Raw genomic sequence first — 26,662 nt, forward strand, 5'->3', positions numbered from 1 at the left:
CGTTTCTACCCCGTGCGAGACGCCGTAGCCACGGCCTGCCGATCCCCCCATGAGCGGAACCGTGACCTGGCCAGCCTGTGACCGGGAGGTCCTGGATGGGTCTCCGCCGTCCGCCGATGATCGGTACCAGGCCGAGCGCCCGGGACCAAGTGGCCACCGGCCGGCCCATGATCCGCACAAAGGAGCAGAGCAATGCCACGTACACCGATCGAGATCACCGTCCCCGACCTGTCCGGCAAGCGCGCGCTGGTCACCGGAGCCAGCGACGGCATGGGTCTGAGTATCGCCGGTCGCCTGGCCGCCGCCGGCGCGGAGGTCCTCATGCCCGTACGCAACCCCGCCAAGGGCGCAGCCGCGATCAGGAGGATCAACCAGGCCTCGCCCGGCGCGAACGTCTCGCTGCGCACCCTCGACCTGGCCTCGCTGGCGTCGGTGGAAGCCCTGGGCGACACCCTGCGCGACGAGGGTCGCCCGATCCACCTCCTGATCAACAACGCGGGCGTGATGCGGCCTCCGCAGCGGCTGAGCACGGTCGACGGGTTCGAGGTGCAGCTCGCCACCAACCACCTGGGCCACTTCGCCCTGGTGGCCCATCTGTTGCCGCTCCTGAGCGCCGGACAGGCCCGGGTGACCTCACAGCTCAGCATCGCCTCGGCCAGCGGCTCCATCAACTGGGCTGACCTGAACTGGGAACGCAGCTACTCCGGGATGCGCGCGTACATCCAGTCCAAGATTGCGCTCGGGCTGTTCGGTCTGGAGCTGGAACGGCGCAGCCGGGCCCGCGGCTGGGGCATCACGAGCAACCTCGCGCATCCCGGCATCGCCCCTACCAGCCTGATGGCCGCCCGTCCGGAGATCGGTCGCAGCGAGGACACTCCCAACATCCGCCTGACCCGCGCGCTGTCCGCCCGCGGGATCCTCGTAGGCACCGCCGACTCCGCCGGGCTGCCGGCGCTCATGGCAGCCACAGGGCCTGCCGCCAGGCCCGGCACCCTGTACGGCCCCAGCGGCCCTGGCACCCTGGGCGGACCGCCTGCCGAGCAGCGGATGCACCGGACCCTGCGCAGCCTCACCGAGGCCGCCCGCGTCTGGCAGGTCTCCGAGGAGCTGACCAGCACGGCCTTCCCGACCGCGTGACCCCGTGACCCCGTGACTCCGTGACCGCCTGAACCGCGCCGCCGACGACCGCGAGCCCCCGAGCCGAGCCGCAGGAGAAGCCACATGAGTTCTGTCACCCAGCCCGCCGTCCGACAGCGAAGCCCCTGGTGGGTGGTCGTCGGTGCCGGTACGGCCAACGCCGTCGGCCCGCAGATGTACCTGGCCACGACCGGTCTGTTCGTGCTGCCGATCGTCGAGGACACCGGCTTCAGCCGCACGACCGTCACCGGCGCGTACTCGGTCGCCGCGGTCGGGATGGTCATCGGCCTGATCATCGCCAGCCGGCTCGTGGACCGGTACGCCGCCCGGTACCTCCTTGTGCCGGCGTTCGTCCTGTTCGCCGCGTCGATGGCCACGATCGGTCTGGCGCCTCCCGTCGAGGCCATCTACTTCGTCCCGTGCTTCTTCGTCGGGTTCTTCGGCGGCGGGACCGCGGTCCCCGCCACCCGCGCCGTCGTGAGCTGGTTCGACAACAACCGCGCGCTCGCCGTCGGCATCGTCACGGGCATCATCGGCCTCGGCGCCGCACTCGGCCCCCTGCTGGCCGGCTCGCTCATCGAGAGCGTCGGATGGCGGCAGGCCTACGGCTACCTGGCACTGATCGCCGCCGTCGTCTCCGTCACCATGGCCACCCTGTTCGTGCGGGGGCGTGCCGAGCGGCACGTGCGCGGGCGGCTCGTCCACGAAGCCCACGTCGGGGACCGCGACGTCAGCCTCGAGCTGCCGGGCCTGACCTTCGGCGAGGCGCTGCGCACCCGCCAGTTCTGGGGCATCGCGCTGGGCCTGGGCATGGTCGGGGTCGTGATCATCGGGCTCCAGGTCCACCTCGTCCCGATGATGACCGACCGGGGCCTGAGCAACGACCAGGCGGGCCAGCTGCTCGTCATCTTCGGCTTGGCCTCGCTCGTCGGCCGGGTGGGCGGCGGCCTCATCATCGACCGCGTCCACGGAACGATCGTCGGCCCGATCGTGATGCTCGCCCCCATCGCGGGCATGTTCTTCCTCGAGCCGCCCTTCTCCACCGCCGCCCTCGCGGTCGCCTTCATCGGCGTCGCCTTCGGCGTGGAGGGCGACCTGCTCGCCCTGCTCATCACCCGGTACCTCGGCATGCGCAGCTTCGGCCAGATCATCGGCCCGGTGCAGGCCATGTTCATCCTGGGCAGCGCCGTCGGTCCCCTGCTCCTCGGGCTGGGCTACGACCGGCTGGGCTCCTACGACCCGGTCATCCCGGTCCTGATGGGCATCCTCGTGGTCGGCGCCGTCCTCATCGCGACGCTGGGACGTTACGTGTACCCGGCCGTGGACGGCTTCGACCGGCTGGCCGCGCGGGACGAGCTCGCCGCCGCCGAGGTGCTGAGCGACATCGCCGAGCGCCGCGAAGCCCCTGGCTCGCCGGGCCGCCCCCACGCTCACGCCGACCTCTCCGTCAAGGGGGGATCGTCAGACCCTGAATAACCGGCCTGCGATCCACGAGTGTCGGTCCCACGGACAACATCAAGGAGCGAACCACATGTCCCGCACACCGATCGACATCGTCATTCCCGACCTGACCGGCAGGCGCGCCGTCGTCACCGGGGCGAGCGACGGCATGGGCCTGGTCATGGCCCGCCGGCTCGCCGCAGCCGGGGCCGATGTCGTCATCCCCGTCCGCAACCCGGCCAAGGGCGACGCGGCGGTCGCCACGATCAAGCAGTCCGTGCCCAACGCGGACGTCTCGCTGCGCAGCCTCGACCTGTCCTCCCTCGCGTCCGTCGCCGCCCTCGGCGACACGCTGCGCGCGGAGGGCAACCCGATCCACCTCCTGATCAACAACGCCGGCGTCATGACCCCGCCCGACCACCAGACCACGGCCGACGGGTTCGAGCTCCAGCTCGGCACCAACCACCTGGGCCACTTCGCCCTTGTCGCGCACCTGATGCCGCTCCTGCGCGCGGGACGGGCCCGCGTGAGCTCACAGGTCAGCGTCGCCGCCCGCAGTGGCCGCATCAACTGGGACGACCTGAACTGGGAACGCAGCTACGACGGCATGCGCGCCTACCGGCAGTCCAAGATCGCGTTCGGGCTCTTCGGCCTGGAGCTGGACCGGCGCAGCACGGCGCACGGGTGGGGCATCACCAGCAACCTCTCCCACCCCGGCATCGCCCCCACCAACCTCCTGGCCGCCCGCCCCGAGCTCGGCCGCGCCCAGGAGACCGGCGGACGCCGGATGATCCGCTGGCTCTCGGCCCGCGGCATCCTGGCCGGCACCGTCGAGACCGCGGCGTTGCCCGCGCTCCTGGCGGCCACCGGTCCGCAGGCCAGGCCGAGCGCCCTGTACAGCCCCAGCGGGCTGGGCAACACCAGCGGCGCACCGGCTGAGCAGCGGCTGTATCCCCCGCTGCTCAGTGCCGAAGAGGCCGCACGCGTCTGGGACGTCTCGGAAGAGCTGACCGGAACGACCATCTCGGCGGCCTGACGTCCGGCTGTCTCGGCGCGCGGGGCGGAGGCGAGGTCGACCGCCCCGCCCCCGCCCTCACCGGGCCGCCCCGTCACCGGGTCGCCCCGTCACCGGGCCGCCCCCCACCACCGGGCCGCCCGACGGGGCGGCGAGGACCTCACGGGGTGGCGACGTGTTCCTGGTAGGCGGCGTCTCCACCGGCGGTGACCGCCGCGATCACGCGACGGAACCCGAGGACGCCGTCGTCCACGGCCCGCTCCACGGCTCCGGGAACCTGAAGCTGGTAGGCGCGCGCCCTGGCCTCCCCCGCCGCGAGCAGCGGCAGCATCGGCGTGAAGGGCGACTCCGGGATGCCGAACGCATCGGCGGTGTCACCGTGGTAGCGGCGGGCAAGGGCATCGAGCAGGTCCCGCCAGCCCGAGACGTCCATCGGTGACTGCGGCAGGGCGGCAAGGTTGGCGGTCGCGGCGTCGAACAGAGCGCCGACCAGTGCGCGGCTGTTCTCGTCCGGCGGGGCGGTGGTCGAGTCGAGCAGATCGAGCAGCTCGCGAGCCTGCTCATGGTCCTGGATGCCGAGGAAGAACTGGTCGTCCAGCCCCAGCAGGTGGCCCACGTACCACCAGTACCGGTACAGGCAGGACTGCTCCTCCTCGGTGAGCCGGTAGCCGACGCCCTCCAGGAACGTGAACGGCACGACCGTGAAGTCGAGCCACGTGCGGGCGACATCAGCCTGGTTGATCGGCACACCCCACTGGCCGGTCTCCCAGCCGTGCGCAACGGCGGAAGCCCGGACGCGCGCGTGCAGCAACCGGACCTGCACGGTCTGGACGTAGCCGGGAGCGCCGAGGCGCAGACCTCCGGGAAGGATCGTCGAGGCGTTCCACAGCCCGGTCTCGGCGAGCCTGCGTGGTGCCGTGGACGTCAGCCGGCCGGTTCCCGCAAGCAGTCTCGCGATGGCGGGAGACCGGTACGTGTGGGCCAGCGAGCCGCCGGCAAAGGCCAGCCCGCGCCAGTGCATGGGCACCGCGAGGGACGTCCGGTCGCCCGCGTCCAGCAGGTCCTGCGCGACCCAGGCGGGCACGGTCTCGGCGTGGGCGAGCAGAGCGTCGACGGCGGGCGGAAGGTCCGGCACGCTCGCCCGGCCCTCGGCGAGACCGCTCTGGAGCGCGGTGCGCGCGGGCCGGCCGAGCCTGTCGAGCTCGACGATGACGGCGTCTGCGAGCGGGTCCCCCACCTGCAACATCCGGAGCATGAGGTCGACGCGGTCGCCGTGGCGGGTCCGGGCCTCGGCAAGGTTGACGATTCGCTCGGGCACCGCCGAGGCGTTCTTCGAAAGGGTCATGCCGCCATCCAAGCCGCCTGGCGGGACGGCAACCACGGCCTGCTGATCCCCCTGTCGACTCCTGCCCGCGACAGCGAGAAGCAGTTCGCATCGGTCGACGACGTGATGGGCCGGCTGAGTCGCCGGCCGGGTCCGCCGGTGGCCCGCGTTCCTCGACGTGACCGCCTTGGCTTCGGCGGCAGCGAGGTTCGTGGCAGCGAGCGAGGAAGTCAGCGCGTTCTGACGCTCGCCGAGGTCATCGGCTCTCGTTCTGGGGGTGTCCGGCGTCGTAGGCCTGCCGGGCGCGGGCGATACCGTCCCGGTGCTCGAGCGACCAGTCGGCCAGGGCCTTGACGAGGTGGGTCAGGCTCGTACCGGTCTCGGTGAGCCGGTAGTCCACCTGAGCAGGCACCGTCGGATAGACGGTTCGACGGACCAGCCCGTCGCGTTCCAGCCGGCGCAGGGTCAGGGTCAGCATCCTCTGGGAGATCCCGTCGATCGTGCGCTGAAGCTGCCGGAAGCGGCGTGTGCCGTTCGCGAGCTCGACGATCACGAGGACCGACCACTTGTCGCCCACCCGGTCGAGGACGTCGCGGATCCCGCAGTCGGGGTGGCCAGGCTGTCCGCACGGGTCGAGCTCTGCCGGCCCTGTGGTTACCTCGGTGTGCGTCACTGACATGGAACTGCCTCCTTGTCGGCCGACCTGGACCGGCCGAGACTCATCGTAGTTACTGATGAGAACCACCTAGGAGAGCAAACCTCGATGATCATGGTGACCGGCGCGAACGGACAGCTCGCCTCACTGACGCTGCAAGACCTGGCCGACCGGAACATGCCCGCCCTGGGTGGCAGCCGGGCTCCCGGCGACGGGCAGCGCCGCCTGGACTTCGACGACCCCGCCAGCCTGGACCTGAGCGGCATCTCGACGTTGGTGCTGGTCTCTGCCGGGTACGCGGAGGACGACCGGGTCATTGCCCGGCATCGAGCCCTCCTGGAAGCGGCGGTCCGGGACGGCGTGGTGCACGTGGTCTACACCAGCCTGACCGGTACCGGGGACCATCTCGCGTTCGCGCTGGCCCACCGCGTCACCGAGGAGCTGGTCGTGGCCAGCGGCCTCGGCTGGACGATCCTGCGCAACGGGCTCTACGCCGAGCTCTTCGGTGCGCTGCTGACGTGGACTCCGGACGGTCTGGAGTCAGCCTTCGGCGACGGCGGTCTTTCTGCGGTGGCCCGGGCGGACCTGGCTGCCGCAGCAGCCATCGTCGCCAGCCACCCGGCCGCGCACGTCGGCAAGACCTACGACCTGGTGGGTGAGCCGATCACCGCCGCAGACATCGCCGAGCGCCTCGACGTCGGCCACCGGGGCATCGGGCTCGGCGAGTACCGTTCTCGGCTCCTCGCCGACGGCGCACTGCTGCCGTTTCAGGCGCCGATGCTCATGTCGATCGCTTCCAGCGTGCGCCATGGGCGCCTCGGCGGCTCCCGTCCGGACCTCACCAGCCTGCTCGACCGGCCGCTCACCGACGCGCTGACCGTAGCGGCGGACACGGCGGCCGCGATGCGTCCGGCCGTTCGCTGACCTGGGTTGCGACGGCGTGGCCGCGAGCGTCGGCCGGGGAGACGGCCACCTCGAACCGGAGCACGCCCGTTCCGGCACCGCCTCCAGCACTGTCAGCCGGGCTACGCGGCCACCCGCGATCAGGCGATCGTGCAGCCTCTGCGGCCCATTTCGCTGCACGATCGCCTGATCGTGGTCTCGTCACCGGCCTCTGTCGCGTCGCTACCTCGAGCGCCTGGTCGGCGGGGCACGGCAGGTCGGGGACGACGCCGACGCCCTCCCAGCTCGTCCCCGTCACGGCGTTGACCGGCCGGGCGACCGGAACGCAGAGCTGCAGGGTCGCCGTCAGGGCGAAGCCCTCGCGCGGGTGGGCGCCGCCGACCGTCGTCTCGCCGACGACGGTCGCGCGGCCGAGCGCCTGCAGGGTGTAGGCGAGCGCCTCGCCGCCGCTGAACGTGCGGCCGCCGGTCAGGACCAGCACCGGCGTGGTGAGGGGCAGCCGCGGCGAGACGGACGGCGTCGTCCAGGACGGTTCTGACCGGCCGTCGCGGTGGACCATGTCGAGCAGGTGGACGGGTTCGTCGCCGAGCACGTGGCTGACGACGAGGTCCACGGACTCCGGCACGCCACCGAGACAGCCGCGCACGTCCAGGATGAGGCGATCGACGCCGTCGAGCAGGGCGAACGCGCCCGCGAGGGCGGGCCGGAGGTCGTCGGGCAGCAGGACGACCGGGCCGAGCACGATGAGGCCCGTGTTGTCGGCCAGCCTGCGAACCTCCGTGATGCCGGGGCCGTCCCGGCGCGCCGACGCGGCGAGGTAGGCACGCTGGTCGTCCTCGTCCTCCTCGGGCGGCACGCCGTCGGGGAAGTGGCGCACCCGCAGGTGGCGGTCGCCGTTGACGGACTGCAGCACACTCGTGAGCTGCTCCGCCGCGAGGGCGTCGTCGGCCGGGAGGGGGGCGACGTCGTCGAGCGCCACGACAAGACGCTCGGCGACGTCCGGGAAGATGTAGTGCTCGCGGAGCAGGTCCTGGACCCGGGAGATCGTCATGGGAGGACTTCAGCGGACCTCTTGACGCCGCGTCCACGACTCTTGACGCTTGGCACCGTGACCCGCACCGAGACGGCGACCTCCGACCAGGTACGCGCGTTCGCGCACCCGCTGCGGCACCGGATCTGGCGCGAGCTGCGCCACGAGGGAATGACGGTCAGCCAGCTCACGAACCTCCTCGGCGTCAACAAGGGCAACGTCGCGCACCACCTGCGCGTCCTGGCCGACGTCGGCCTGGTCCGCAAGGACCGGACGCGCACCGTGCGCGGCGGGACCGAGCAGTACTACGTCCGCACCGCCGACCGGCTCGTCGTCGCCGACGACGAGGACGCGACCCGGGCCATGCTCACGTCGGTCACCGAGGAGATCGTCCGGTCCACGGACCCGCTCCTCCACCACCGCACCGTCCACCTCACTCCGCAGCAGGCGGACGCCCTCGCCCAGCACCTCGGCCGCCTTCTGGAGGACCTGCCCACCGGGACCGAGCGGGAGGCCCGGTACGGCCTCCTCGTGAGCCTCTACCGGCGCTGACCGCGCCGCGGCGGCCCCACCGTAGGCTTGAGGGGTGCGTGTTCCCCGTCCCGAGACAGTCCGGGTTCCCGCCGGATCAATGAGCTTGCGGGACGCGAGGACGAGGACGACCCGGCACGTCGAGCTGCGCAGCTTCTCCCTCGCGCGAGATGCGGTGACCTGGGAGCTCTACTCGGCCGTCCGCGGAACTCCCGTCCCCGACGGTGAGAACCCTGACTCACCTGTCCACTCCGTCTCGTGGCTGGACGCGGTCGAGTGGTGCAACGAGGCTTCCCGCGGGTTCGACCTCACCCCGGCATACGTGATCGACGGGACGACGGTCGCCTGGGACGTGAGCGCTGAAGGCTTCCGCCTGCCGACAGAAGCCGAGTGGGAGTGGTCGTGCAGGGCAGGTACGAGCGGTCCCACCTACGGTCCGCTGCCCGACGTCGCCTGGACCGAGGCCGACGACGTGGAGGGTCCGCAGCCCGTCGGGCTCAAGCGGCCCAACGACTTCGGCCTGTACGACATGCTCGGGAACGTGTGGGAGTGGTGCTGGGACTACTCCGACCCTGCCCGCTACGCGGACTACCGGACCCTGCGCGGCGGAGGCTGGGCAGACAGGCACTGGAGCACCCGAGCCTCCGTCCGTCGCGGAAGCATGCCCGGAGCGCGGCTCGACGACGTCGGGTTCCGTCTGGCGGAGGGCGCAACAGGGAACGCTGACGATCATGCTGCGCAGGGCTGGTCCCGCCGGGCTGACCGCGAGCGGGCAGCGATCAGCGGCCCGGTGCCCTTCGGGTGGACGCCGCTGCGCCACACGTAGGGCGCGTCTCGGGAGCGGTTGCCGTGCACGCCCGCTCGCACGCATCGCTCGACGCCGAGGACGGCGTCGGTCAGGACTTCGGTCGGCCTACCCACCCGCCCGCGGGGTGTACGCGGCGAGCAAGGTCTGCACCACGGCCCCGCCGGCCTCGTCCGGGTCCAGGCGGCCGGCCTGGACCTCCTCGGCGGCCGCGTGCATCAGGGCGTATGCCGTGGTGACGAGCCACTGCTCGGGCAGGTCGGTCCGGAAGGCGCCGGTCTCCCGTCCGCGGCGGACCACAGCCCTCATGCGTGCCAGGTGGGCGCCGTGGTGCCCTCGGATGCGCTCCGGGGAGAGCTCGCGTTCCGCGGCGACGAGCAGCGCGCTCGTCGGGTGGACGAGCCGCCACGTCGACTCGACGAGGCGGGTCAGCGCGTCGGCCGGTTCGCCGCCGGTGTCGACGGCGTCCAGCACGGCGGACGCCTCCTCGCTGACCTGCTGGAACACCGCGTCCACCAGGTCGGCCCGCGTGGGGAAGTGCCCGTAGAGCGTGACCCGCCCGACGCCTGCGCGACGGGCGATCTCCGCGACCGTCACCTCCGGGTCGCGCACGAGGCACTCCCTGGCTGCGTCGAGGATCGCGGCGACGTTGCGCTGCGCATCGGCTCGGGGCGCACGGGAGCGGGCGGGCCGCGGGTCGTCGCTGGTGCGAGCTGGTGTGGTCATGGGGGCGAACTCCGATCTTGAACGCACGTGTACACCTTATGCTATCGTCTCGATTAACTCGAACACGCATGTTCAAGTTAATCGAGACAGGAGGACCCTGATGACCACGACGACGCCCGCTCCAGGCCGGACGGAGGACACCGCCCGGCCACCACGCCGGCCGCTGCTCGTCCTGTCCCTGCTGGCGACCGCACAGATGATGCTCGTCCTCGACGTCACGGTGGTGAACGTCGCGCTGCCTGCCATCGGTGCCGCACTGGACCTCAGCCCGGGCATAGTGCCGTGGGTGGTGACCGCCTACATCGTGGCGTTCGGCGGCCTCATGCTGCTGGGCGGTCGGCTGGCCGACCACTTCGGCGCCCGCCGCACCCTGATGATCGGCCTGAGCATCTTCACGGCCGCCTCCGTCGTCTGTGCGCTGTCCGGCAGCGCGACGACCTTGATCGGTGGCCGAGTGGTCCAGGGGATCGGCGCAGCGCTCGTCTCGCCAGCAGCCCTGGCGCTCGTCACCGCCGCCTTCACCGGCGCCCGCAGGACCCGGGCGCTCGGCGTCTGGGGCGCGGTCAGCAGCGGCGCGGCCGCCCTCGGAGTGGCTCTCGGCGGGCTGCTCACCTCGACCGTCGGCTGGCAGTGGATCTTCGCGATCAACGTCCCCATCGGCGTCCTCGTGCTTGTCGCCATCCCGCTGCTGGTTCCGGCTCCTCCCCCGGGACGCACCGCCTCGCGGCCCGACGTTCCCGGAGCCCTGCTGGTCACCGCTGGCACGGCCGGCGTGATCTACGGGCTGATCAACGCCGGCAGCGACGGCTGGGCTGCGCCCGCCACCCTCCTTCCACTGGCTGGCGGGTTCGTGGGATGGACGCTGTTCGCGCTCGCCGAGCGTTCGTCGCCCGCACCGCTGCTGCGGGTCAGCCTCCTGCGCCGAGGCCCCGTCGCTGCTGGGGCGTTCCTCATGGTGGTGACCACCGGACTCATGGTCGGCGGGTTCTTCCTCGGGTCGTTCGCACTGCAGCGCGCGCACGACCTGGGGGCGCTCCAGACCGGGCTGCTGTTCCTCCCTGTCGCGCTTGCCACCCTCGTCGGCTCGCACGCCGCCGGGCGGCTGCTCGGACGCTTCTCGGCCAGATCAGTCGCCGGGACAGGCCTGGCCCTGGCCGCCGCAGGAGAGGCCCTCGCGGCAGCCCTCCCGGTCTCCGCCGCCCTCGTCGCAGGACTCACCGTGGCGGCCCTCGGCATCGGCGCCACCTTCGTCACCGCCTTTACCGCCGCGCTGACCGGGGCGGAGCCCGACGACGCAGGCCTGCGGGCCGCCGTCGTCACGACGTTCCACGAGCTCGGCGGCGCGCTCGGCGTCGCGGCTGTCGCCACGGCGGCGGCCACCGCACTCACCAGCGCGTCGCCCGAGCCAGGTGCCTTCACCGGCGCCCTGACCCTCGCAGCTGTGGCGGCCGCCCTCGCAGCGGTCGTCGCGGTCCGGCTGGTCCCTTCGGCCGCCCATGCACCGTTGCACGGCAACCCTCACGCCCACGCCCACCCGCACCACTGAGGAGTCACCATGTCCCACCCGTTCCTCTACATCACCACTCACAGCGTCGACCGCGAGCGCCGGCCCGACCTCGACGCCCTCACCACGCGGTACACGAACCACGTCCGCGCCCTGGAAGGCGACCTGCTCGCGCACTACGCCTACCTCGACGACAGCCGCTCCGAGCTGTCCCTCGTCCAGGTCCACCGCGACGCGGCCTCCGCGGAGCGCCACATGCAGCTCGCCGGACCGTTGATCCAGGAGGGGCTGGCTCTGACCCGGACCATCCGGATCCAGGTGTACGGCGAGCCGGGCCCGCTGGTCCGCCGGGCCCTGGAGGCGAACGCCGAGGCCGGGGTCCCGGTCGTGGTCGCCCCCGGCCTAGGCGACGGGTTCACGCGCCAGGCGTGGCAGGCGAGCGGCGCTGCGGGCGCCCGGACGGACGAAGGGAGCGCACCATGAACGGCTACGTGTACCGGAGCGTCGGCGCCCGGGTTGCGGTGCTCGGCGCCTACGGGTCTGTCGGCCGGCACGTCCTGGCCGCGGCCGCGCGCCGCGGTTCCGTCACCACGGCAGTCGGCCGCGACGGGCAGCGCCTGCTCGGCACGCTCGCGGACGCGCACGAGGTGGCCGGCGTCGGCGAGGCGGAGGCGATGCGCGGCATCGCCCGGAGGCACGACGTCGTCGTCAACGCGACCGGTGTCGAGTCACCGGAGCTCGCTGAGCTCGTCACAGATGCCGGTGCCGCGTTCGTGGACCTCAGCGCCGACGACGCCTACCTCCGTGCGCTGGCCAGGCTGAGGCCCGCGGCGCCGGTGCTCGCAGGCACGGGGCTCGCGCCGGGGCTGACCAACGTCCTGGCCGACGCCGTCCCTGGCACCGGACCGCTGCAGATCGGCATCGTGGCGGGCGTCGGCGCGGAGCCGGGTGCAGCCGGGCGCGACTGGATCTGGCGGACGGCCGGCGACCGGATGGGCAGCGACACGTCTCAGGTGGTCTACCGGGCCGCGCGCCGGTTCCACCTGCCGGGCCTGGGCCGTCGGACGCTGCTTCGCGCGGCCTTCGGCGAGCAGGTGCAGCTCTCCCGGACCAGCGGACGGGAGGTGACGAGCTGGCTCGGGCTCGACCCGCCCCTCGCCACGTCGGTGCTGCGACTCGCCGGCGCAGCACCGGGCATCGCCCGGCACCTGGACCGCCTCAGCGGGCCGCTCGCCCGGCTCAACCGGTCGCGCGACCGGTGGGTGGTCGTCGTCGTGCACGACGGCGCGACGGTCGCCTGGGCCTCGGGCACCGACCAGGCCGTCGCCACGGCAGCCATGGTGTCTCTGTCGGTCGGTCCGGTTCTCGCCGCCGACCCCGGCGTGTGGGCCGCGCACGAGCTGCTCGGGCTGGACGCCATCGTTCCGGCCCTCAAGACCGAGGGGATCTCGGCGGGGACGGCGTCGTCGATGCCCGTGCGGTGACGCCCGTGGGAGGGCCGGCCGCCGGGGGGCCGAATCGCGACGAAGGCGCCCCCTGAGCAATGCGAAAACCCCGTCTGATCCGGGCTATTTGGCCTGGTCAGACGGGGTTTTCAAGTGTGGAGCTAGGGGGATTCGAACCCCCGACCTTCTCTGGGAGTTCTGAGTCCCGCGCGCTCCTTCCGGACCGTGTGGTTCAAGATCTGATGACGGGCCCGCGACCAGCAGAATCGTTGGAATCCTGCCGTTCGTGAGGCTCGCTGATGAGTCTGGCACCGGTGCGCAACGATGCGCAACCCGGCCCGTTCGTGTCCGTTCTGTGCGTGGCACACGCGTGGCACGAGGCCTAATCCGTGGCACATCCGTGGCACGAACTCGTTCGCAATCTCGGCCTCTCCGGGTCATCTGGCGAGCCCATCCGGATCCGACTGTCGGCCGCTGGCCGTCTCGGCGGGACAGCCGGTAGCGACACAACGCACTCACCAGCGTTCCAGTCTCGCCTCGGCAGTGATCGTGGCCGCCAGGCGCTGTGCGTCGTGGCGGACGTAGCCGAGGAGTGCTGAGCCTCGGCTGCGTTGCCAGGGGCGGCCGAGTGCGTACAGGCCGGGCACGGGTGTGGTCGCGTCGTCCACGATGAGTGCGCCGGTGGTGTCGAGCGCGCCGGGGATAGTGATCCAGCGGTCGTCGTGGCGGTAGCCGGTGGCCCAGACGACGGACGCGGCCCTGGCGTCGGTCCCGTCGGCGAACGTGAGGGTGTTTGCCCGGGCGGCTGTCGTGCGGGGCCGGAACGTCACTCCCGCGCGGCGCAGCCGGACTCTGGTGGTACCGATGACGGGTTCGTTCGCGCGTAGGCGCGCCCCGAGGTGCGAGGTCGCCGGGGCGACGATCGCGCCGGTGATGGTCAGCCACCAGAACAGGTCCCGACCGGCTGGGCGTTGCGGCAGCACGCGCGGGCGCGCGCCCCCGGACAGGTGGACGTCACGGCCGGTCCGGGCGAGCTCGAGCGCGATCTGGATGCCGGAGTTGCCCCCGCCGACCACGACGACAGGGCCGGGCGGGACCTGTGCCGGGTTGCGGTAGTCGTCGGTGTGGACCTGGAGCACGTGCGGGTCCAAGCCTGCGGCGAAGGTGGGTATCCACGGGGTGCCGAACGCTCCGGTAACGACGACGACCTGACGGGCGGCGACCACCCGCCCGTCGGTCAGCCGGACGTCGAACGCGTCCCCGCTCCGGTCCAGCGCGGTGGCCTCGGCACCGGTGAGCACGGGCAGGGAGAACCGGGCCGCGTAGCCGGCGAGGTAGCGGGCCACGTCGTCCTTGCCCGGATAGGACCACGGCGGGCCGGGGAACACCGCGCCGGGCAGGGCGTCGTAGCGGGCCGGGGTGAACAGCCGCAACGAGTCCCAGCGGCGTGCCCAGCTGGTCCCGACCCGGTCGGCACGCTCCAGGATCAGCACGTCCAGGCCCGCGCGGGTCAGGTAGTAGCCCAGGGCGAGCCCGGCCTGCCCCGCGCCGACGACCACCACGTCCCGCTTCCCCATATCGTCCACGACGACGGACAGTACACGCAATCGTGTACTGTCCCTCGCGTGGAGACAACGAGTCAGAAGGTGACGCTGACGCACACCGCGGCGCTGGCGCGGCTGGGGCACGCGCTGTCTGACGAGACCCGGGCGCGGATCATGCTGACCCTGCGCGAGGCGCCCGCGTTCCCGTCCGACCTCGCCGACGCCCTGGGAGTCTCCCGGCAGGTGATGTCCAACCAGCTGGCGTGCCTGCGCGGCTGCGGGCTGGTCGAGGCCGTCCCGGACGGGCGACGGACCTGGTACCGGCTGGCCGACCCGCACCTGTCCCCGGCGCTGGACGACCTGCTCCGCCTCGTCGTGACCGTCGACCCCACGTGCTGCTCACCGGAGGGGTGCACCTGCTCATGACCAGCATCACCCTCGGACCGCGCCCTCCGGCCCCCGACCGCCGTGCCGTGCTGCAGCGCCGCGTGCGGTGGATCGTCGCGGCGACCATCGCCTACAACGTCGTCGAGGCGGTCGTCGCCATCACCGCCGGGCGCATCGCCTCATCGGCCGCCCTGGTCGGCTTCGGCCTCGACTCCATCGTCGAGGTCCTGTCCGCCGCCGCGGTCGCCTGGCAGTTCGCCGCCCCCGACCCGCACCGGCGTGAGCGTGTGGCCCTGCGGGTGATCGCGTTCTCGTTCTTCGCCCTGGCGCTGTTCGTCACGGTCGACGCCGCCCGCACCCTGCTCGGGGCGTCCGAGCCGGACCACTCCACCGTCGGGATCGTGCTCGCGGCGGTAAGCCTGGTCGTCATGCCACTGCTTTCCTGGTTCGAACGACGCACCGGCCGCGAGCTCGGGTCCGCGTCAGCCGTGGCGGACTCCAAGCAGACGATGCTCTGCACCTACCTGTCCGCGGTCCTCCTGGTCGGGCTGCTGCTCAACTCCACCCTCGGCTGGACCTGGGCCGACCCGCTGGCCGCGCTCGTCATCGCGGCCGTCGCGGTCAAGGAAGGCATCGAGGCATGGAAGGGCGACGCCTGCTGCACGCCCGTCAGCGCCCTGGTCTCCACCGACGCCGACCCGGCGGGCGGCTGCGCCGACGGCTGCTGCACGCCCCACCCGTCGGCCTGACAGCTCCCGTCCCGCGCGTGCCACACTGCCGTGGGACTCCCGAGCCCGACCTGTCCTGCTCCGAGACGTTCGCACCGTGTAGAGGAATTCCATGCCCGCCAGCCGTCCGACCCCTCGACCGACTGCCAAGGGCCCGGCACCCCGGCGCCCTGCCAGCAAGGGCCCCACTCCGAAGCGTCCCGCTGGACGGGGCCCCACGGCTCGGCGCCTGCTCCAGCTCGCGCTGGTCGTCGGCGTGCTGGTCCTGCTCGGCCTGCTGGTCTCGGCGATCCTGTCTTCCGAACCCGACACACCGGCGTCCGACGCGCAGGTCGTGCGCGAGAACAGCCACGTCCTGAACCAGGCGACCAACGAGAAGGCCGTCCTGGTCGAGTTCCTGGACCTGGAGTGCGAAGCATGCCGCGCCTACTACCCCACGGTCGAACAGCTGCGCGAGGAGCACGCCGACGAGCTCACCCTCGTCATGCGCTACTTCCCGCTCCCCGGGCACACCAACTCCACCAACGCCGCCGTGGCCGTCGAGGCCGCCGCCGCCCAGGGCCAGCTCAAGCCCATGTACCAGCGGATGTACCAGACCCAGACCGAGTGGGGCGAGGCACAGGAGTCCAAGGCCCACGTGTTCCGCGACTTCGCCCAGGACCTCGGACTGGACATGGACGCCTACGACGCCGCCGTCGCCGACCCGGCCACCACCGCCCGCGTCCAAGCCGACTTCGACGAAGGACGAGCCCTCGGCGTGTCCAGCACTCCCACGTTCTTCCTCGACGGCGAACGGCTGGAAGTCACCAGCCCGGCCCACCTCGCCGAAGCCGTCCAGGCCGCGCTGGAAGAGTGAGCACCGAGGGGCGCCCCTCCCCCCCCGCGGCGCCAGCACGACGGCCCGGCTCACCACGAGGACCACGAGGACCACGAGGACCACGAGCAGCAGCACACCCCGGATGTCCCGCAGATGACCAGGTCGGCCTTGCGGGACTACGCCGGCGAATAAGTTGCCGGATGGTGCGTCAGTCACTCAGTGGCGACCAGGTCCCTCACGCGTTCGTTGAAGTCGGCGACCAGCCGGTGGGCGCCCAGGGTGCGCATGCGTCGTTGGATGTCGTGGACGGCTTCAACCGCGCGGGAGGACTTGACTTGCTTGGTGAGGTTGAGGGTCCGGATCCCGGCGGCGTGCGCAGCTTCGAGGTCGTTGCGCTGGACGTGGGAGGCAGCGAGAGCGGCGTAGGACATCGCGCCGCGGCGGGCGCGGTTCTGGCTCTTGGCGTGCTCGATCGACTTCCGGGCGTGCTCGGCTGCGGCGGTCGGGTCGCCGAGGTCTCGGAACGTGTTGGCGTGCTCGCCGTGGAGGTAGGCCGGGTCGATGAAGGTGGCCCACTCGGGTTCGGCCTCGGGCCGTACTCGGGTGTATGCCTTCTCCGACTCGACGACGGCGTGAGCGGCGCCCTTTGCGTCTCCGAGGAGGGCAAGGGCGCGGCCTTCCAGGCACCAGAGATCTGCCAGGCACGCGGGGGCCTCGACGCGTGACAGTGCGACGCGTCCTGCCTGAGCGAGGCGGCGTCCCTCGTCGGGGTCTCCCAGGAGGGTGGCTTGGTCCGCCATGCCGGCGAGGATGTGCGATCCGAGTGCGGTGTTGCCCGACTCCTCTGCCAGGCGCAGGGACTGGATGAGGTATCTCTGGGCGACGCCGTGCTCGCCGTTGTCGTAGGCCATCCAGCCGAGCAGGTAGGTCTGCTCTGCGGCGGCTTCGCACAGCGCCTGCCGGACCTGAGCGCTGTAGGCCCGCCGGAGCAGCGGGTAGACGTGCATGGTCATGTACTCCGCCAGGACCAGTCGGCCCGACCCGCCGCCTTGCAGGACGTCCATCCGCTGGAACTCCGCGAACATGTTGCGCACCGCGGTGACGTCCTCAAGCCGGACACGTGGGCCGGTCTCCACGGTCTGGTCCAGGACGTTCACGAGCCAGTCGCGTGAAGGGCCGACGCCCGCGAGCACCGCGAACGGCACGCCCGCGATGAAGGTTCGACGATCCACGTCTGCCCTCCCCAGGTCTGAAACCGTCTCGACCGCGTCAGCGAACGACGCGTTGTAGACCAGGCCACGCTCGGCGCTGTTGCTCTCGCCGAATCCTAGGTCGTACGTCGTGACGCGGAACCCAGCACAGTCGGAAAACACCGCCGCGATGATGTCCGGCAACGGCTGACGTGGCATCTGGCCCTCGAGCCAGAACCGGACACGTGTCGTGCTCGTTGCGATGTGCGGTTCGTTCCACGCCGTCGCCTTGGCCTTGACACGCCGCGCCAGCTCGCCACGGCTCATCCCCGTCCTGGCGAGCCAGGACGCGAGCTTCTCGTTCGGCATGTCCGGCCTTCCTGCGGTTCGGAAGTGACACTCAACACCGGCTGGAGGAACACCCTCGCGCCTACCCGGACTGGCCTCCCACGCCCGGACGCGGTTAGCTCATTGGCGTTGACCCGGTCTCGTACACTGTTGCCGCAGGGCCAGGAGACCTGTATCCACCACGGCGACGTCGACCCTCCAGGGCTCTGTGACTCGTGAGGTAGTCTCCCAGCCATGGTTCGCGCGCTGCACGCATTTGTCCGCGCGCCACGGCGAGGAATCGCCGTAGCGCTCGGCGTGCTGGCGCTGGCCCTGGGCGTCGTTCTGATGCACGCGATGAGTGGATCACCCATGGCACATGCCGGTCCGATCGCCGTCCTTGAGGTTGTCGCGCACGAGGCGGTCGGCGCCGAGTCGTTGGGGGGCATGACCGAGGTGCCGCACCCGCCATGTGACGGCTGCCACGCTGACGGACACGACGTCACGGGCGCGATGTGCATGATCGTTCTGACGATGCTGCTCATCTTCTCCCTGCCCGGAGCCGCTGTCCGTGTGCCCTGGCTCGCCAGCTGGCTTACGGCTACCCCCTTGCCGGCACTACGCGCCGCGGGCGCGCGCCCCTCCCTGGACGCTTTGGGAATCAGTCGGACATAGACGTCCCCCGCTGCTGGTGCCATCGGCATCGGCGCTCTTGCAGGCACGTCCCCGACGGGCCTGTGGACGGATGACGTCCCACCGACTGAAAGGCAATTCCCATGTCCAAAGTAGCGATTGCCGCTGCTCTGATACCGATCGCAGCACTGGTATTGACCGCATGCGCGGAGATACCCACTACGGGTGAGGCGCAGCCCTCATCGGCAAGCTCGCCGATCTCGGCTGACACTTCCGACACCGTCGAGTTCTCCAGCGCCGACGTCACGTTCGCGCAGCAGATGCTTGCTCATCACGAACAAGCCGTCGCCATGACCGACGTCATCTTGGCCAAGGACGGCATCGCCGCAGAGGTGACTGACTTCGCCCTCAAGGTGAAGGCAGTCCACGAACCGGAAGCCACCCAGCTCACCGACTGGCTGATCGAGTGGGGCGCTTCCTCACCCGAAGTCGCGACGCAGGAGGGCGCGGCGAGCGCCGCCCTGGTGGCAGCTGACGGCGTCGATGCGTCACGTCTCTTTCTTGACCAGATGATCGCCCACCACAACCGTGCGATCGAGATGGCTAAGACAGAGCGCACCGAAGGAGTCGACACTGACGCAGTGTTCCTGGCTCGCTGGATCGTCGAGAGCCGGGCTAGCGACATCCTGACGATGCAGCGACTTCTGGAGGCGATGTGAGCTTCCAGACAAGCGCCAGCCTCGGCTGGGGCCGGCACCGGGCGGCACGCCGTCCGGGCACGGCCGCAATGGTCGCTGTCCGCACGGTAGCCCAGGGACTGGAGGGGTCCGCCCGGCGGGGGGCTGTTGTTGTGGCCGCCTCTGGGGTGCTGCTGTCGACTCTGGCCTCCCCCGCTGGAGCCGAGACCTCGGCCGAGGTAGGGGCCCAGCGGTTGTCGACCGTCGACCTCAACGCTCTGGCCAACGCAGCCCGCGAGTCCCTTCGTGCTGCGCCCGTTGTCACTGTCGCGCCCGACGCCCAACTGGTCGTGGAGCAGGCTGCTGTGGCAGTCACTCCTGCACCAGAGCCGGAGCCCGCGCCCGTGGTGCAACGAAGCTCCACCGCTTCCCGGACCACCGTGCGTGATGCTCCGGCGTTCACCTCAGGATCGTCCGTGGTGTCCATCGCGTACCGCTACCTGGGGGTGCCCTACCTGTGGGGAGGGTCCACACCCGCGGGGTTCGACTGCTCCGGTTTCACGTCCTACGTCTACGCGCAGGTGGGGATCGACCTGCCACGCACGTCGTCGCAGCAGCGCTACGCCGGTACTGTCGTCTCCCGCTCTGCAGCCCAGCCGGGAGATCTCATCTGGAGCCCAGGGCATATCGCGATCTACGTCGGTGACGGAATGCAGATCGAGGCACCGGTACCGGGGTCCACCGTGCGGTACAGCCGGATCTGGCAGTCCAGCCCGACGTTCATCCGAGTCGGCTGACGCTTACGGGCCGGGGTCGTCCCGCGGCCCCGGCCCGTACGTCAGGCCCTGCCGCCACATCGTTCGTCAGTGGCTTGCCGTGGCCACGTCCTCCCACGTGGCACCAAGGTCGCTGGTCGCACTCACTCCAGCTTCGCCGGCCACCAGGAGCCAGCCGGCCGATCCATCGGGGTCGTCGGCGAGATAGGCCATCGCTTGCGGCTTGCCGGGCGCCATGCCGTGGCGCTTCCAGCTGTCGAAGACCTCCGATCCGGTCCACACCAGCCCGGAGGCGTCGATCCCGACGAGCGTACCGCCGGGACCAGGGTCGACGAACAGCAAAGAGGGCGCGTCAATGACCGGCGCGAACGTATAACCCGCGTCGTCGCTGACGTGGAGGCCGTCCTGTGTGGTTGCCAGGATGATGTCAGGCTCCTGCCTGTTCATGAGCAGGTCGATGGCACCGAGCGTCGCGCCAGCAGACCAGCTCGCCCCCTGGTCGTCGCTGACCAGCACTGTCGAGGTCCCTGAGTCGAGGCCGACGATCCGCACGCCCTCACCGAGCGGGGCGGCGTCCAACGCATGGAAGTCGACCTGGCCGAGTAGAGAGACGCTCTGCCATGTCTCGGCTCCGTCGTCGCTTCGCAGCAGTCCGAGGTTGGGCGCTGGCAGATCGGCCTGGTCGCCGGGAGCGGGGTGGCCGGAGGCGTAGAGCCCGCCGTCAGGGGACGCCGTCATGCCCATCGTGTCCTGGAGCCCAGCCCCTACGAGGCTTGGGCCCCGGTCGTCCGTCCGGACGCCTGGTTTCGGCAGGCGCCAGACACCTGCGTGGGTGGCCGCCAGCACCGCCTCGCCTTCGGGGTCGGACGCCAGGGCGTGGATGTGGCTGAAGCCGTCCACCGGCCGATCGACCGCCGGACCTCCATCCCCCGATCCGCTGCAGGACCCCAGCAGCAGCAGCCCTGCGGTCAGGGCAGCAAGGCGAAAGCGCTTGTCAGTGATGTTCATCGGCGAGTTCCTGGGGCGATCGGCGGCATGGGCGCGGTGACGGGCGCACAAGCTGTCACCGCTTGACGAGCATACCCCGGACGGGTATACATTAGCCGTCAAACCGGTACCCCGGGGGGGTATGATTCGAGGGAGTGGCTCATGAACGTCAGCCAGTGCTCGGCTGCGACACCCGTGGTCCGCCTTCGACGCCGACCGAGTCAAGTAGGCCCGTACGGCGTAGCGGCAACCACCGCGTGGTGCCCGCCGGTCTCCGGTCGGCGGACACCACGCCAAGCCAGCGCACACGCATCGAGAGTCGACCCTGGAGCGACATCATGAACGAGTCGCACGACCACCACGCACAGCACGCCGCGACAAACGGGCACACGAGCTCGACCGAGCCACACCGGCACGAGCATGATGTCGGGCATCAGCACGGCGTGGCCTCAGATGCACGTCCTGATGGGCACGACACCGGCGCGAGCCACAGCGGCCACAGGGCCTCCATCACTCATGACCACGGCGACCACGGGGGGCACGTCGAGCAGTTCCGGCGGCTGTTCTGGATCATGCTCGCCTCCGCGGTTCCCGTGGTCGCGTTCTCCGGCATGTTCGCGATGATCGTGGGCTACAAACTGCCAGACAGCCCGTGGCTGGGTGCCGTCTCACCCCTACTTGGCACGGTCATGTACTTCTGGGGTGGATGGCCCTTCCTCAAGGGCGCGCTCGGAGAGCTTCGTTCCCGCAGACCAGGAATGATGCTCCTGATCGGGCTCGCTATCACCGTTGCGTTCCTCGCCTCGCTCGGTGCCAGCGTCGGACTGCTCGATCACCAGCTCGACTTCTGGTGGGAGCTGGCACTCCTGATCGTCATCATGCTGCTCGGCCATTGGATCGAGATGCGGTCCCTTGCCCAGACCACCTCAGCCCTGGATTCTCTCGCTGCGCTCCTGCCCGACGAGGCAGAGCGGGTCGACGCTGGACAGATCGTCAAGATCGCGCCTGCCGACCTCCGGGTCGGCGACGTCGTCGTCGTCCGTCCCGGCGGAAGCGTCCCCGCTGACGGTCGCGTCGTCGACGGACGTGCCGAGATGGACGAGTCGATGGTCACCGGCGAGTCGCGCACCGTGTCCCGCGGCCCCGGGGAGCCGGTCACCGCCGGGACCGTCGCCACCGACTCCGGACTGCGGATCGAGGTGACCGCAATCGGGGACGACACAGCCCTTGCGGGTATCCAGCGACTTGTGACCGAAGCCCAGGGCTCCTCCTCCCGCGCGCAGCGCCTGGCGGACGTCGCGGCTGGCTGGCTGTTCTGGTTCGCGTTGATCACAGCGGCGGTCACGGCGCTCGTCTGGGCCCTTGTGGGGTTGCCCGACGCGGCCGTCGTCCGCACCGTCACGGTATTGGTCATCGCTTGCCCGCACGCTCTCGGGCTCGCGATCCCCCTCGTCGTGTCGATCGCCACCGAGCGGGCTGCACGTGGGGGTGTCCTTGTGAAGGACCGGCTTGCGCTCGAGACCATGCGCACGGTGGACACCGTGCTCTTCGACAAGACGGGCACGCTGACCAAGGGCGAGCCCGTGGTCATCGCCACGCACCGGGAGCCGGACCTTGACGACGACGCGCTGATCGCCCTTGCCGCCGCTGCCGAGTCAGACAGCGAGCATCCGCTTGCCCGGGCAATTGTCCGCGCCGCCCACGAACGTGGCGTCAACGTCCCGAGCGCCGACAACTTCTCCTCGTCACCCGCAGTCGGGGTCACCGCGACGGTGGACGGCCACCAGATCCGGGTGGGCGGTCCTCGCCTGCTGGAACAGACGGGCAGGACTGAGCTCCCCGTTGCGGACGAGTGGCGGCGGGACGGAGCCATCATCCTGCACGTGCTGCGTGACGGCGACGTGATCGGCGCCGTCAAGCTGGCCGACGAAGTCCGCACAGAGTCCAGAGACGCCGTCCGCGCCCTCCATGACCTTGGCATCGGCGTCGTCATGATCACCGGTGACGCGGAGGCGGTCGCACGCGCCGTCGCCGACGAGCTCGGCGTCGACCGCTACTTCGCGGGTGTGCGGCCCGAGGACAAGTCCGCCAAAGTGGTGCAACTCCAGCACGAGGGCCGGAAGGTCGCCATGGTGGGCGACGGCGTCAATGACGCTCCGGCGCTGGCACAGGCGGACGTCGGCATCGCGATCGGCGCCGGAACCGATGTAGCCATCGCCTCAGCCGGAGTCATCCTTGCCAGCGACGACCCTCGATCCGTCCTGTCGGTCATCGAGCTGTCGCGCGCCAGCTATCGCAAGATGAAGCAGAACCTCTGGTGGGCGGCCGGGTACAACCTCATCTCGGTGCCACTCGCTGCGGGGGTCCTGGCGCCGATCGGGTTCGTGATGCCCATGTCCGTCGGCGCGGTCCTGATGTCACTCTCCACTGTCGTGGTCGCCCTGAATGCCCAGCTCTTGCGGCGGCTCGACCTGCGGCCGGGACACTGGAGAGGGCAGGCCTAGGCATTCGTGGACGGTCCCGGCCGCCTGAGGCGGCCGGGCTCCACGCAGGTCACTTGGTCAGGAGGCTTTGCATCTTCTCGATCTCGGCCGTCTGGCTCTCGATGATCGACTCCGCCATCGCGATCGCCTCGGCGTTGGCGCCGTCGGCGACCTCCGTCTCGGCCATGTCCACCGCGCCCTCGTGGTGGTCGATCATCTGCTCGAGGAACAGGTCGCCTGCCGTGGCGCCGTCGGCGTCGGCAAGGGCCTTCAGGTCGTCCTCGTTCATCATGCCGTCCATGCCATGGTCCATGCCGTCCATGTCCCCGGCGGCGGCGCCCCACTCCTCGAGCCAGGCGTTGAGCTTGTCGATCTCCGGTGCCTGCGCGGCCTTGACCTGCTCGGCCAGGGCCGCAATCTCCGGGTCCAGCCCTGACTTGCTCCCGACCAGGTCCGACATCTCGATCGCCTGCTCGTGGTGGGGGATCATCATCTGAGCGAACATCACGTCTGCGTCGTTGAACTCGCCGGACCCGCCCGTGTCTGCGGACGCGCCGCAGGCGGCCAGCCCCAGCACGGTTGTGAACGAGATGAGGGACGCGAAAATGCGCTTCATGGAATTGCCTCTCGGTAGTACGTCGTAGGTCACCGCCCAGTCGGTGGGCGCGCTGCAACTGCCGATGCGTCAGAGGGGCACCGGCAGGCGGCGGACTCCTACGTCCGGCTGATCCCGAGGGCGATCAGGGACGGCCCTGCGACGAGTGCGAGCCGAGGAGAGACCGGCGGCACGAGCGTGCCCCGGGCGAGGGTGGGGACGCCCCACGGAAGCGGTCGGCGGTGCAGGCACGCCCCCCGGACGACCGTGACGAGAATCATCAGGCACATCGCCGTCAGCAGGGAGTCCGCGCTACAGCCGTCGTCGCACCATTGGCTGGGGACCGGGTGGGCCTCTGCCGTCTCCGGCGGGAGCACCAGGGGCTGGATGGTGGAGGCGACAGGTGCAGGATGCGCCGGAGCCGGTGCGCTGTGGTGCGACGAACCGTTCATCGCATGCATGACGATCACACCGAGGACCAGGCACGCAACCAGTGCCACGAGAGCGGCACGGTGCGATTGCACCGTGCCGGCCATAGGCCAGGTTCCGTGGATGTGCGCCCGCCTCGATGTCACCCGCTCGCCCTTTTCCATCTGTCGTCGCCGGTGATACTAGCGGGTTCTCGGCACCACCCGGCCGTACCGGCCTAGTGACAGTGCAACGGCTACGCTGCGCACGACATGCCGACACTGACCGCGCTTCGATCATTCCTCCCCGCACCGCAGCGAGGAATCATCCGCGCGCTCATCGTCGCCGTCGTGGTCGCAGGTGCAGTCTCCATGCACGCCATGGCCGGGCACGCATCGGTTTCGTCCGCTTCGCCAGGAGCCGTCGATCTGCCAGAACGCGTTCAGGCCCCGCGGGGACCGGTGATCGAACCGCTCTCGCAGCTCCGCGGGGACGGGTCAGGGCATTGCATTCAGGCTTGCGAGTGCCACGAGTCGACGGTGACGTGCCTGATGGCACTGACGGCCGGCCCCTTGTCCCCGGCCCGCCCGCCCGGCGGTGCCCCCGGCCGGGTCCTGCCCCGGCTCGTCCAGGTCTGTTGTCCGGTGGGGACGTCAACAAGGGCGCGGTGTGAACCGTCGTTGGACGCCCTGGGGATCAGCCGCACGTAGTGACGCCGCGGACCACCCCGACAGCGCCTGGTTCGCCGTCCCGCGGGGATGCCGCTGTGTGTTCATCACTACGAGACGGAAGGCCGCTCGGCCATGCCAAGTACCCTCGCGCTGAGACTCGTCCGCACTCTGCTCGTGGCGACCGCTCTGACGATCTGCTGCGCCACGCCTGCTTTTGCCCATACGAAGCTGTCCTCGTCCGATCCTGCGGACGGGTCGACGTCGACGGGACCGGTCGCCACCGTGACCCTGACCTTCACGCTCCCAGTGACCCCCATCGGCGAGGCGGTCGAGATCGCCGGACCCGAAGGCACCATCGAGACCGAAGTCACCCAAGCCCAGGACGGCGTCCTCGTCGTCGCTACGCCGGGCACGCCATTGGCTGACGGCAGCTACACCGTGGTCTGGTCCGTCGCGGCGCAGGACGGTCACACGATCGAAGGGCGCCTGGCTTTCACCGTCGGCGAACCGACAGCCACGGCGGGCGGCTCCAACGACAGCCCTTCGACGTCGCACTCGGGACACACCATGGCGTCGATGCAGGATCACCCCGTGCCGCCCTTCATCGATGCGGTAGGGAGGTCCGGCAACGCGGCGACGCTCTGGGGGTGGCTCGTTGCAGCAGGCGGCCTAGCGTTCGCCGGTCTCGTTCTGCGCGGACGCGACGCGGAGGACATCCCCGTCGCGCTCTCCACCGTGCGCTGGACCGGTGCGGTGATCCTGGTCGGGCTGATCCTGCGTGTCGCCTCTCGGGCGATGACGCTCGCCCACGGTGGCACCACGGCCGCCGTCTCGCCGTCCGCCGTCGCCGACTCGCTCACGGGCTCGACAGGTTGGGTGATCGGGCTGCAAGCGGCCGGAGCCTTCGCCGTCCTGGCCGGAGCTCGCCGCAGCCTGCGCACCTCGGCCGTCGCCATGGTCGGCGTCGTCCTGGCCGCCGCAGGCATCGTCCTCGACGGTCATAGCAACACCGCAGATCCACGCTGGCTCGTTCTGACCGCCGACGTCGCCCACCTGGCGGGTGCGGCGACCTGGCTCGGAGGTGTGGTCATGCTCACCGTGATCCTCCGCCGCCGACAGCAGGAAGGACGACACCTCGACGTCGGGCTGATAGCTGCCAGGTTCTCGGTGATCGCTGGAGCCTCCCTTGCGGTCGTCGGCATAGCCGGCGTCCTTCTCACGGCGACAATCCTCGACCGTGTGCCCCAGCTGTGGGAGACGGACTGGGGACTTGCTCTGCTCGCCAAGGTCGCGGTCGTGGCTGTGGTCGGCCTCATCGGCGCCTACAACCACTTCCACACGCTGCCGCTCTTGAGCGCGACCAACGGACGCCGGCACGGACGCCCTTCCGGGGAGGCTCTGCACCGCAGCGCTACACCCGAAACCGCACTCATGGTGGCTGTCGTGCTGATCACTGGTTGGCTCGTGGGTGCGGCGACCACTGCATGACGGTGGTCGCGGGCCCGTACGGCCGCCGTCGGCGAGTCACGACTTCGCCGACGGCGGCGGTGCTCCCTCGGCGGCTCAGGCGACCTGGTAGCCGAGCTGGGTGATGGCCGCACGGACGGCGTCGTGGTCGGCGCCGGGGCCAACCACCGTGACGGTGCCGGCCGCGAGGTCGACCGACGTGTCCTCGACTCCGTCGACCTGCTTGACGACGCCGGTGACCTTGGCGGCGCAGCCGCCACACGTCATTCCCTGGACCGAGTACGTCGTGGTGCTCATATTGCGTCCTCTCGTATGCGGCGGCGCCTGGTCGGCGACTGCCTCGTGAACGCCCGTGGTGCCGGACGGTGGTTCAGCTGCGCCGCGGGCCCGCTCAGGTCGGCTGGACATATGGAGCGGCGTCCCCGGGAGCACCTTGGGCTGCACTGAGGATACCCCC

Annotated in this window: 26 protein-coding genes; 17 read left to right on the forward strand and 9 right to left on the reverse strand. The window is 70.7% G+C overall.

Features of this window, described 5'->3' with window-relative positions; translation table 11 throughout:
• Nucleotides 1–192 precede the first annotated feature (192 nt).
• The 3 genes from AC060K_RS13640 (at nt 193) to AC060K_RS13650 (ending at nt 3,613) form a co-directional block, all read left to right on the forward strand.
• Nucleotides 193–1,137, forward strand: coding sequence for an SDR family oxidoreductase (locus AC060K_RS13640; RefSeq protein ID WP_483765936.1), 945 nt, complete (start codon nt 193–195; stop codon nt 1,135–1,137).
• Nucleotides 1,138–1,221: 84 nt separating this feature from the next.
• Complete coding sequence (locus AC060K_RS13645; RefSeq protein WP_483765937.1) at nt 1,222–2,613, forward strand: MFS transporter; 1,392 nt, start codon at nt 1,222–1,224, stop codon at nt 2,611–2,613.
• A 55-nt stretch (nt 2,614–2,668) separates the two neighbouring features.
• Nucleotides 2,669–3,613, forward strand: coding sequence for an SDR family oxidoreductase (locus tag AC060K_RS13650; RefSeq protein ID WP_483765938.1), 945 nt, complete (start codon nt 2,669–2,671; stop codon nt 3,611–3,613).
• Nucleotides 3,614–3,752: 139 nt separating this feature from the next.
• Here the strand turns inward: AC060K_RS13650 and AC060K_RS13655 are convergent, their stop codons facing one another.
• Nucleotides 3,753–4,937: an oxygenase MpaB family protein gene (locus tag AC060K_RS13655; protein WP_483765939.1), complete on the reverse strand. Its 1,185-nt coding sequence runs from the start codon at nt 4,935–4,937 to the stop codon at nt 3,753–3,755.
• A gap of 235 nt (nt 4,938–5,172) precedes the next feature.
• Nucleotides 5,173–5,595, reverse strand: a complete 423-nt coding sequence (locus AC060K_RS13660) for a winged helix-turn-helix transcriptional regulator (protein ID WP_483765940.1) — start codon at nt 5,593–5,595, stop codon at nt 5,173–5,175.
• A gap of 12 nt (nt 5,596–5,607) precedes the next feature.
• On the opposite strand from AC060K_RS13660, the gene AC060K_RS13665 reads away from it, so the two are divergent.
• Nucleotides 5,608–6,495, forward strand: a complete 888-nt coding sequence (locus tag AC060K_RS13665) for a Rossmann-fold NAD(P)-binding domain-containing protein (protein WP_483765941.1) — start codon at nt 5,608–5,610, stop codon at nt 6,493–6,495.
• On the opposite strand, the gene AC060K_RS13670 is transcribed toward AC060K_RS13665, so the two are convergent.
• Nucleotides 6,434–7,525 carry a S41 family peptidase gene (locus AC060K_RS13670; RefSeq protein ID WP_483765942.1) on the reverse strand — a complete coding sequence of 364 codons (1,092 nt, stop codon included), beginning with the start codon at nt 7,523–7,525 and terminating at the stop codon, nt 6,434–6,436. The two genes, AC060K_RS13665 and AC060K_RS13670, sit on opposite strands and share 62 nt — an antisense overlap.
• A gap of 57 nt (nt 7,526–7,582) precedes the next feature.
• Between AC060K_RS13670 and AC060K_RS13675 the strand changes: the two genes are divergently transcribed.
• Both AC060K_RS13675 and AC060K_RS13680 read left to right on the forward strand, forming a co-directional pair.
• Nucleotides 7,583–8,056, forward strand: coding sequence for an ArsR/SmtB family transcription factor (locus AC060K_RS13675; protein WP_483765943.1), 474 nt, complete (start codon nt 7,583–7,585; stop codon nt 8,054–8,056).
• A gap of 34 nt (nt 8,057–8,090) precedes the next feature.
• On the forward strand, nt 8,091–8,861 hold the full coding sequence (locus AC060K_RS13680; protein WP_483765944.1) for a formylglycine-generating enzyme family protein: 771 nt from the start codon (nt 8,091–8,093) through the stop codon (nt 8,859–8,861).
• A gap of 87 nt (nt 8,862–8,948) precedes the next feature.
• On the opposite strand, the gene AC060K_RS13685 is transcribed toward AC060K_RS13680, so the two are convergent.
• On the reverse strand, nt 8,949–9,566 hold the full coding sequence (locus AC060K_RS13685) for a TetR/AcrR family transcriptional regulator (protein WP_483765945.1): 618 nt from the start codon (nt 9,564–9,566) through the stop codon (nt 8,949–8,951).
• A gap of 100 nt (nt 9,567–9,666) precedes the next feature.
• Here AC060K_RS13685 and AC060K_RS13690 point away from each other — a divergent pair, with 100 nt between their 5' ends.
• From AC060K_RS13690 to AC060K_RS13700, 3 genes are read left to right on the forward strand one after another with little or no spacing between them, the layout of a single operon-like run.
• Nucleotides 9,667–11,112: an MFS transporter gene (locus tag AC060K_RS13690; protein ID WP_483765946.1), complete on the forward strand. Its 1,446-nt coding sequence runs from the start codon at nt 9,667–9,669 to the stop codon at nt 11,110–11,112.
• 9 nt (nt 11,113–11,121) lie between these two features.
• Nucleotides 11,122–11,553: a hypothetical protein gene (locus AC060K_RS13695; RefSeq protein WP_483765947.1), complete on the forward strand. Its 432-nt coding sequence runs from the start codon at nt 11,122–11,124 to the stop codon at nt 11,551–11,553.
• Nucleotides 11,550–12,554, forward strand: a complete 1,005-nt coding sequence (locus AC060K_RS13700) for a hypothetical protein (protein WP_483765948.1) — start codon at nt 11,550–11,552, stop codon at nt 12,552–12,554. Before AC060K_RS13695 ends, AC060K_RS13700 begins: the two co-directional genes overlap by 4 nt.
• Nucleotides 12,555–13,030: 476 nt before the next feature.
• Here AC060K_RS13700 and AC060K_RS13705 read toward each other — a convergent pair whose 3' ends face one another.
• Complete coding sequence (locus AC060K_RS13705) at nt 13,031–14,092, reverse strand: flavin-containing monooxygenase (RefSeq protein ID WP_483765982.1); 1,062 nt, start codon at nt 14,090–14,092, stop codon at nt 13,031–13,033.
• Between the two features lie 48 nt (nt 14,093–14,140).
• Between AC060K_RS13705 and AC060K_RS13710 the strand changes: the two genes are divergently transcribed.
• From AC060K_RS13710 to AC060K_RS13720, 3 genes are all read left to right on the forward strand, one after another.
• The gene (locus AC060K_RS13710) at nt 14,141–14,485 is read left to right on the forward strand and encodes an ArsR/SmtB family transcription factor (RefSeq protein WP_240644043.1); all 345 of its coding nucleotides are present in this window, start codon (nt 14,141–14,143) and stop codon (nt 14,483–14,485) included.
• Entirely contained in the window at nt 14,482–15,195 is a 714-nt protein-coding gene (locus AC060K_RS13715) for a cation efflux transmembrane domain-containing protein (protein WP_483765949.1), read from the forward strand. Before AC060K_RS13710 ends, AC060K_RS13715 begins: the two co-directional genes overlap by 4 nt.
• A gap of 91 nt (nt 15,196–15,286) precedes the next feature.
• Nucleotides 15,287–16,030 carry a DsbA family protein gene (locus AC060K_RS13720; RefSeq protein ID WP_483765950.1) on the forward strand — a complete coding sequence of 248 codons (744 nt, stop codon included), beginning with the start codon at nt 15,287–15,289 and terminating at the stop codon, nt 16,028–16,030.
• 173 nt (nt 16,031–16,203) lie between these two features.
• Here AC060K_RS13720 and AC060K_RS13725 read toward each other — a convergent pair whose 3' ends face one another.
• The gene (locus AC060K_RS13725) at nt 16,204–17,550 is read right to left on the reverse strand and encodes an NsdA family TPR-like regulatory protein (protein WP_483765951.1); all 1,347 of its coding nucleotides are present in this window, start codon (nt 17,548–17,550) and stop codon (nt 16,204–16,206) included.
• A gap of 213 nt (nt 17,551–17,763) precedes the next feature.
• On the opposite strand from AC060K_RS13725, the gene AC060K_RS13730 reads away from it, so the two are divergent.
• From AC060K_RS13730 to AC060K_RS13740, 3 genes are all read left to right on the forward strand, one after another.
• Nucleotides 17,764–18,183 (forward strand): hypothetical protein, encoded by a 420-nt coding sequence (locus AC060K_RS13730; protein WP_483765952.1) that lies wholly within the window; start codon nt 17,764–17,766, stop codon nt 18,181–18,183.
• Nucleotides 18,184–18,284: 101 nt separating this feature from the next.
• Nucleotides 18,285–18,860 carry a DUF305 domain-containing protein gene (locus AC060K_RS13735; RefSeq protein ID WP_206074513.1) on the forward strand — a complete coding sequence of 192 codons (576 nt, stop codon included), beginning with the start codon at nt 18,285–18,287 and terminating at the stop codon, nt 18,858–18,860.
• A gap of 434 nt (nt 18,861–19,294) precedes the next feature.
• A complete protein-coding gene (locus AC060K_RS13740; protein WP_483765953.1) occupies nt 19,295–19,615 on the forward strand; it encodes a C40 family peptidase in 321 nt (106 codons plus the stop codon).
• A 66-nt stretch (nt 19,616–19,681) separates the two neighbouring features.
• Here AC060K_RS13740 and AC060K_RS13745 read toward each other — a convergent pair whose 3' ends face one another.
• A complete protein-coding gene (locus AC060K_RS13745) occupies nt 19,682–20,602 on the reverse strand; it encodes a F510_1955 family glycosylhydrolase (protein ID WP_483765954.1) in 921 nt (306 codons plus the stop codon).
• A gap of 317 nt (nt 20,603–20,919) precedes the next feature.
• On the opposite strand from AC060K_RS13745, the gene AC060K_RS13750 reads away from it, so the two are divergent.
• A complete protein-coding gene (locus AC060K_RS13750; protein ID WP_483765955.1) occupies nt 20,920–23,085 on the forward strand; it encodes a heavy metal translocating P-type ATPase in 2,166 nt (721 codons plus the stop codon).
• A 49-nt stretch (nt 23,086–23,134) separates the two neighbouring features.
• Here the strand turns inward: AC060K_RS13750 and AC060K_RS13755 are convergent, their stop codons facing one another.
• Nucleotides 23,135–23,680, reverse strand: a complete 546-nt coding sequence (locus tag AC060K_RS13755) for a DUF305 domain-containing protein (RefSeq protein WP_483765956.1) — start codon at nt 23,678–23,680, stop codon at nt 23,135–23,137.
• Nucleotides 23,681–24,870: 1,190 nt separating this feature from the next.
• Here AC060K_RS13755 and AC060K_RS13760 point away from each other — a divergent pair.
• Nucleotides 24,871–26,226, forward strand: coding sequence for a copper resistance CopC/CopD family protein (locus AC060K_RS13760; protein ID WP_483765957.1), 1,356 nt, complete (start codon nt 24,871–24,873; stop codon nt 26,224–26,226).
• A gap of 75 nt (nt 26,227–26,301) precedes the next feature.
• Here the strand turns inward: AC060K_RS13760 and AC060K_RS13765 are convergent, their stop codons facing one another.
• Nucleotides 26,302–26,502 carry a heavy-metal-associated domain-containing protein gene (locus tag AC060K_RS13765; RefSeq protein ID WP_125776170.1) on the reverse strand — a complete coding sequence of 67 codons (201 nt, stop codon included), beginning with the start codon at nt 26,500–26,502 and terminating at the stop codon, nt 26,302–26,304.
• Nucleotides 26,503–26,662 lie beyond the last annotated feature (160 nt).

This window comes from Antribacter sp. NEAU-D49 (assembly GCF_057158775.1).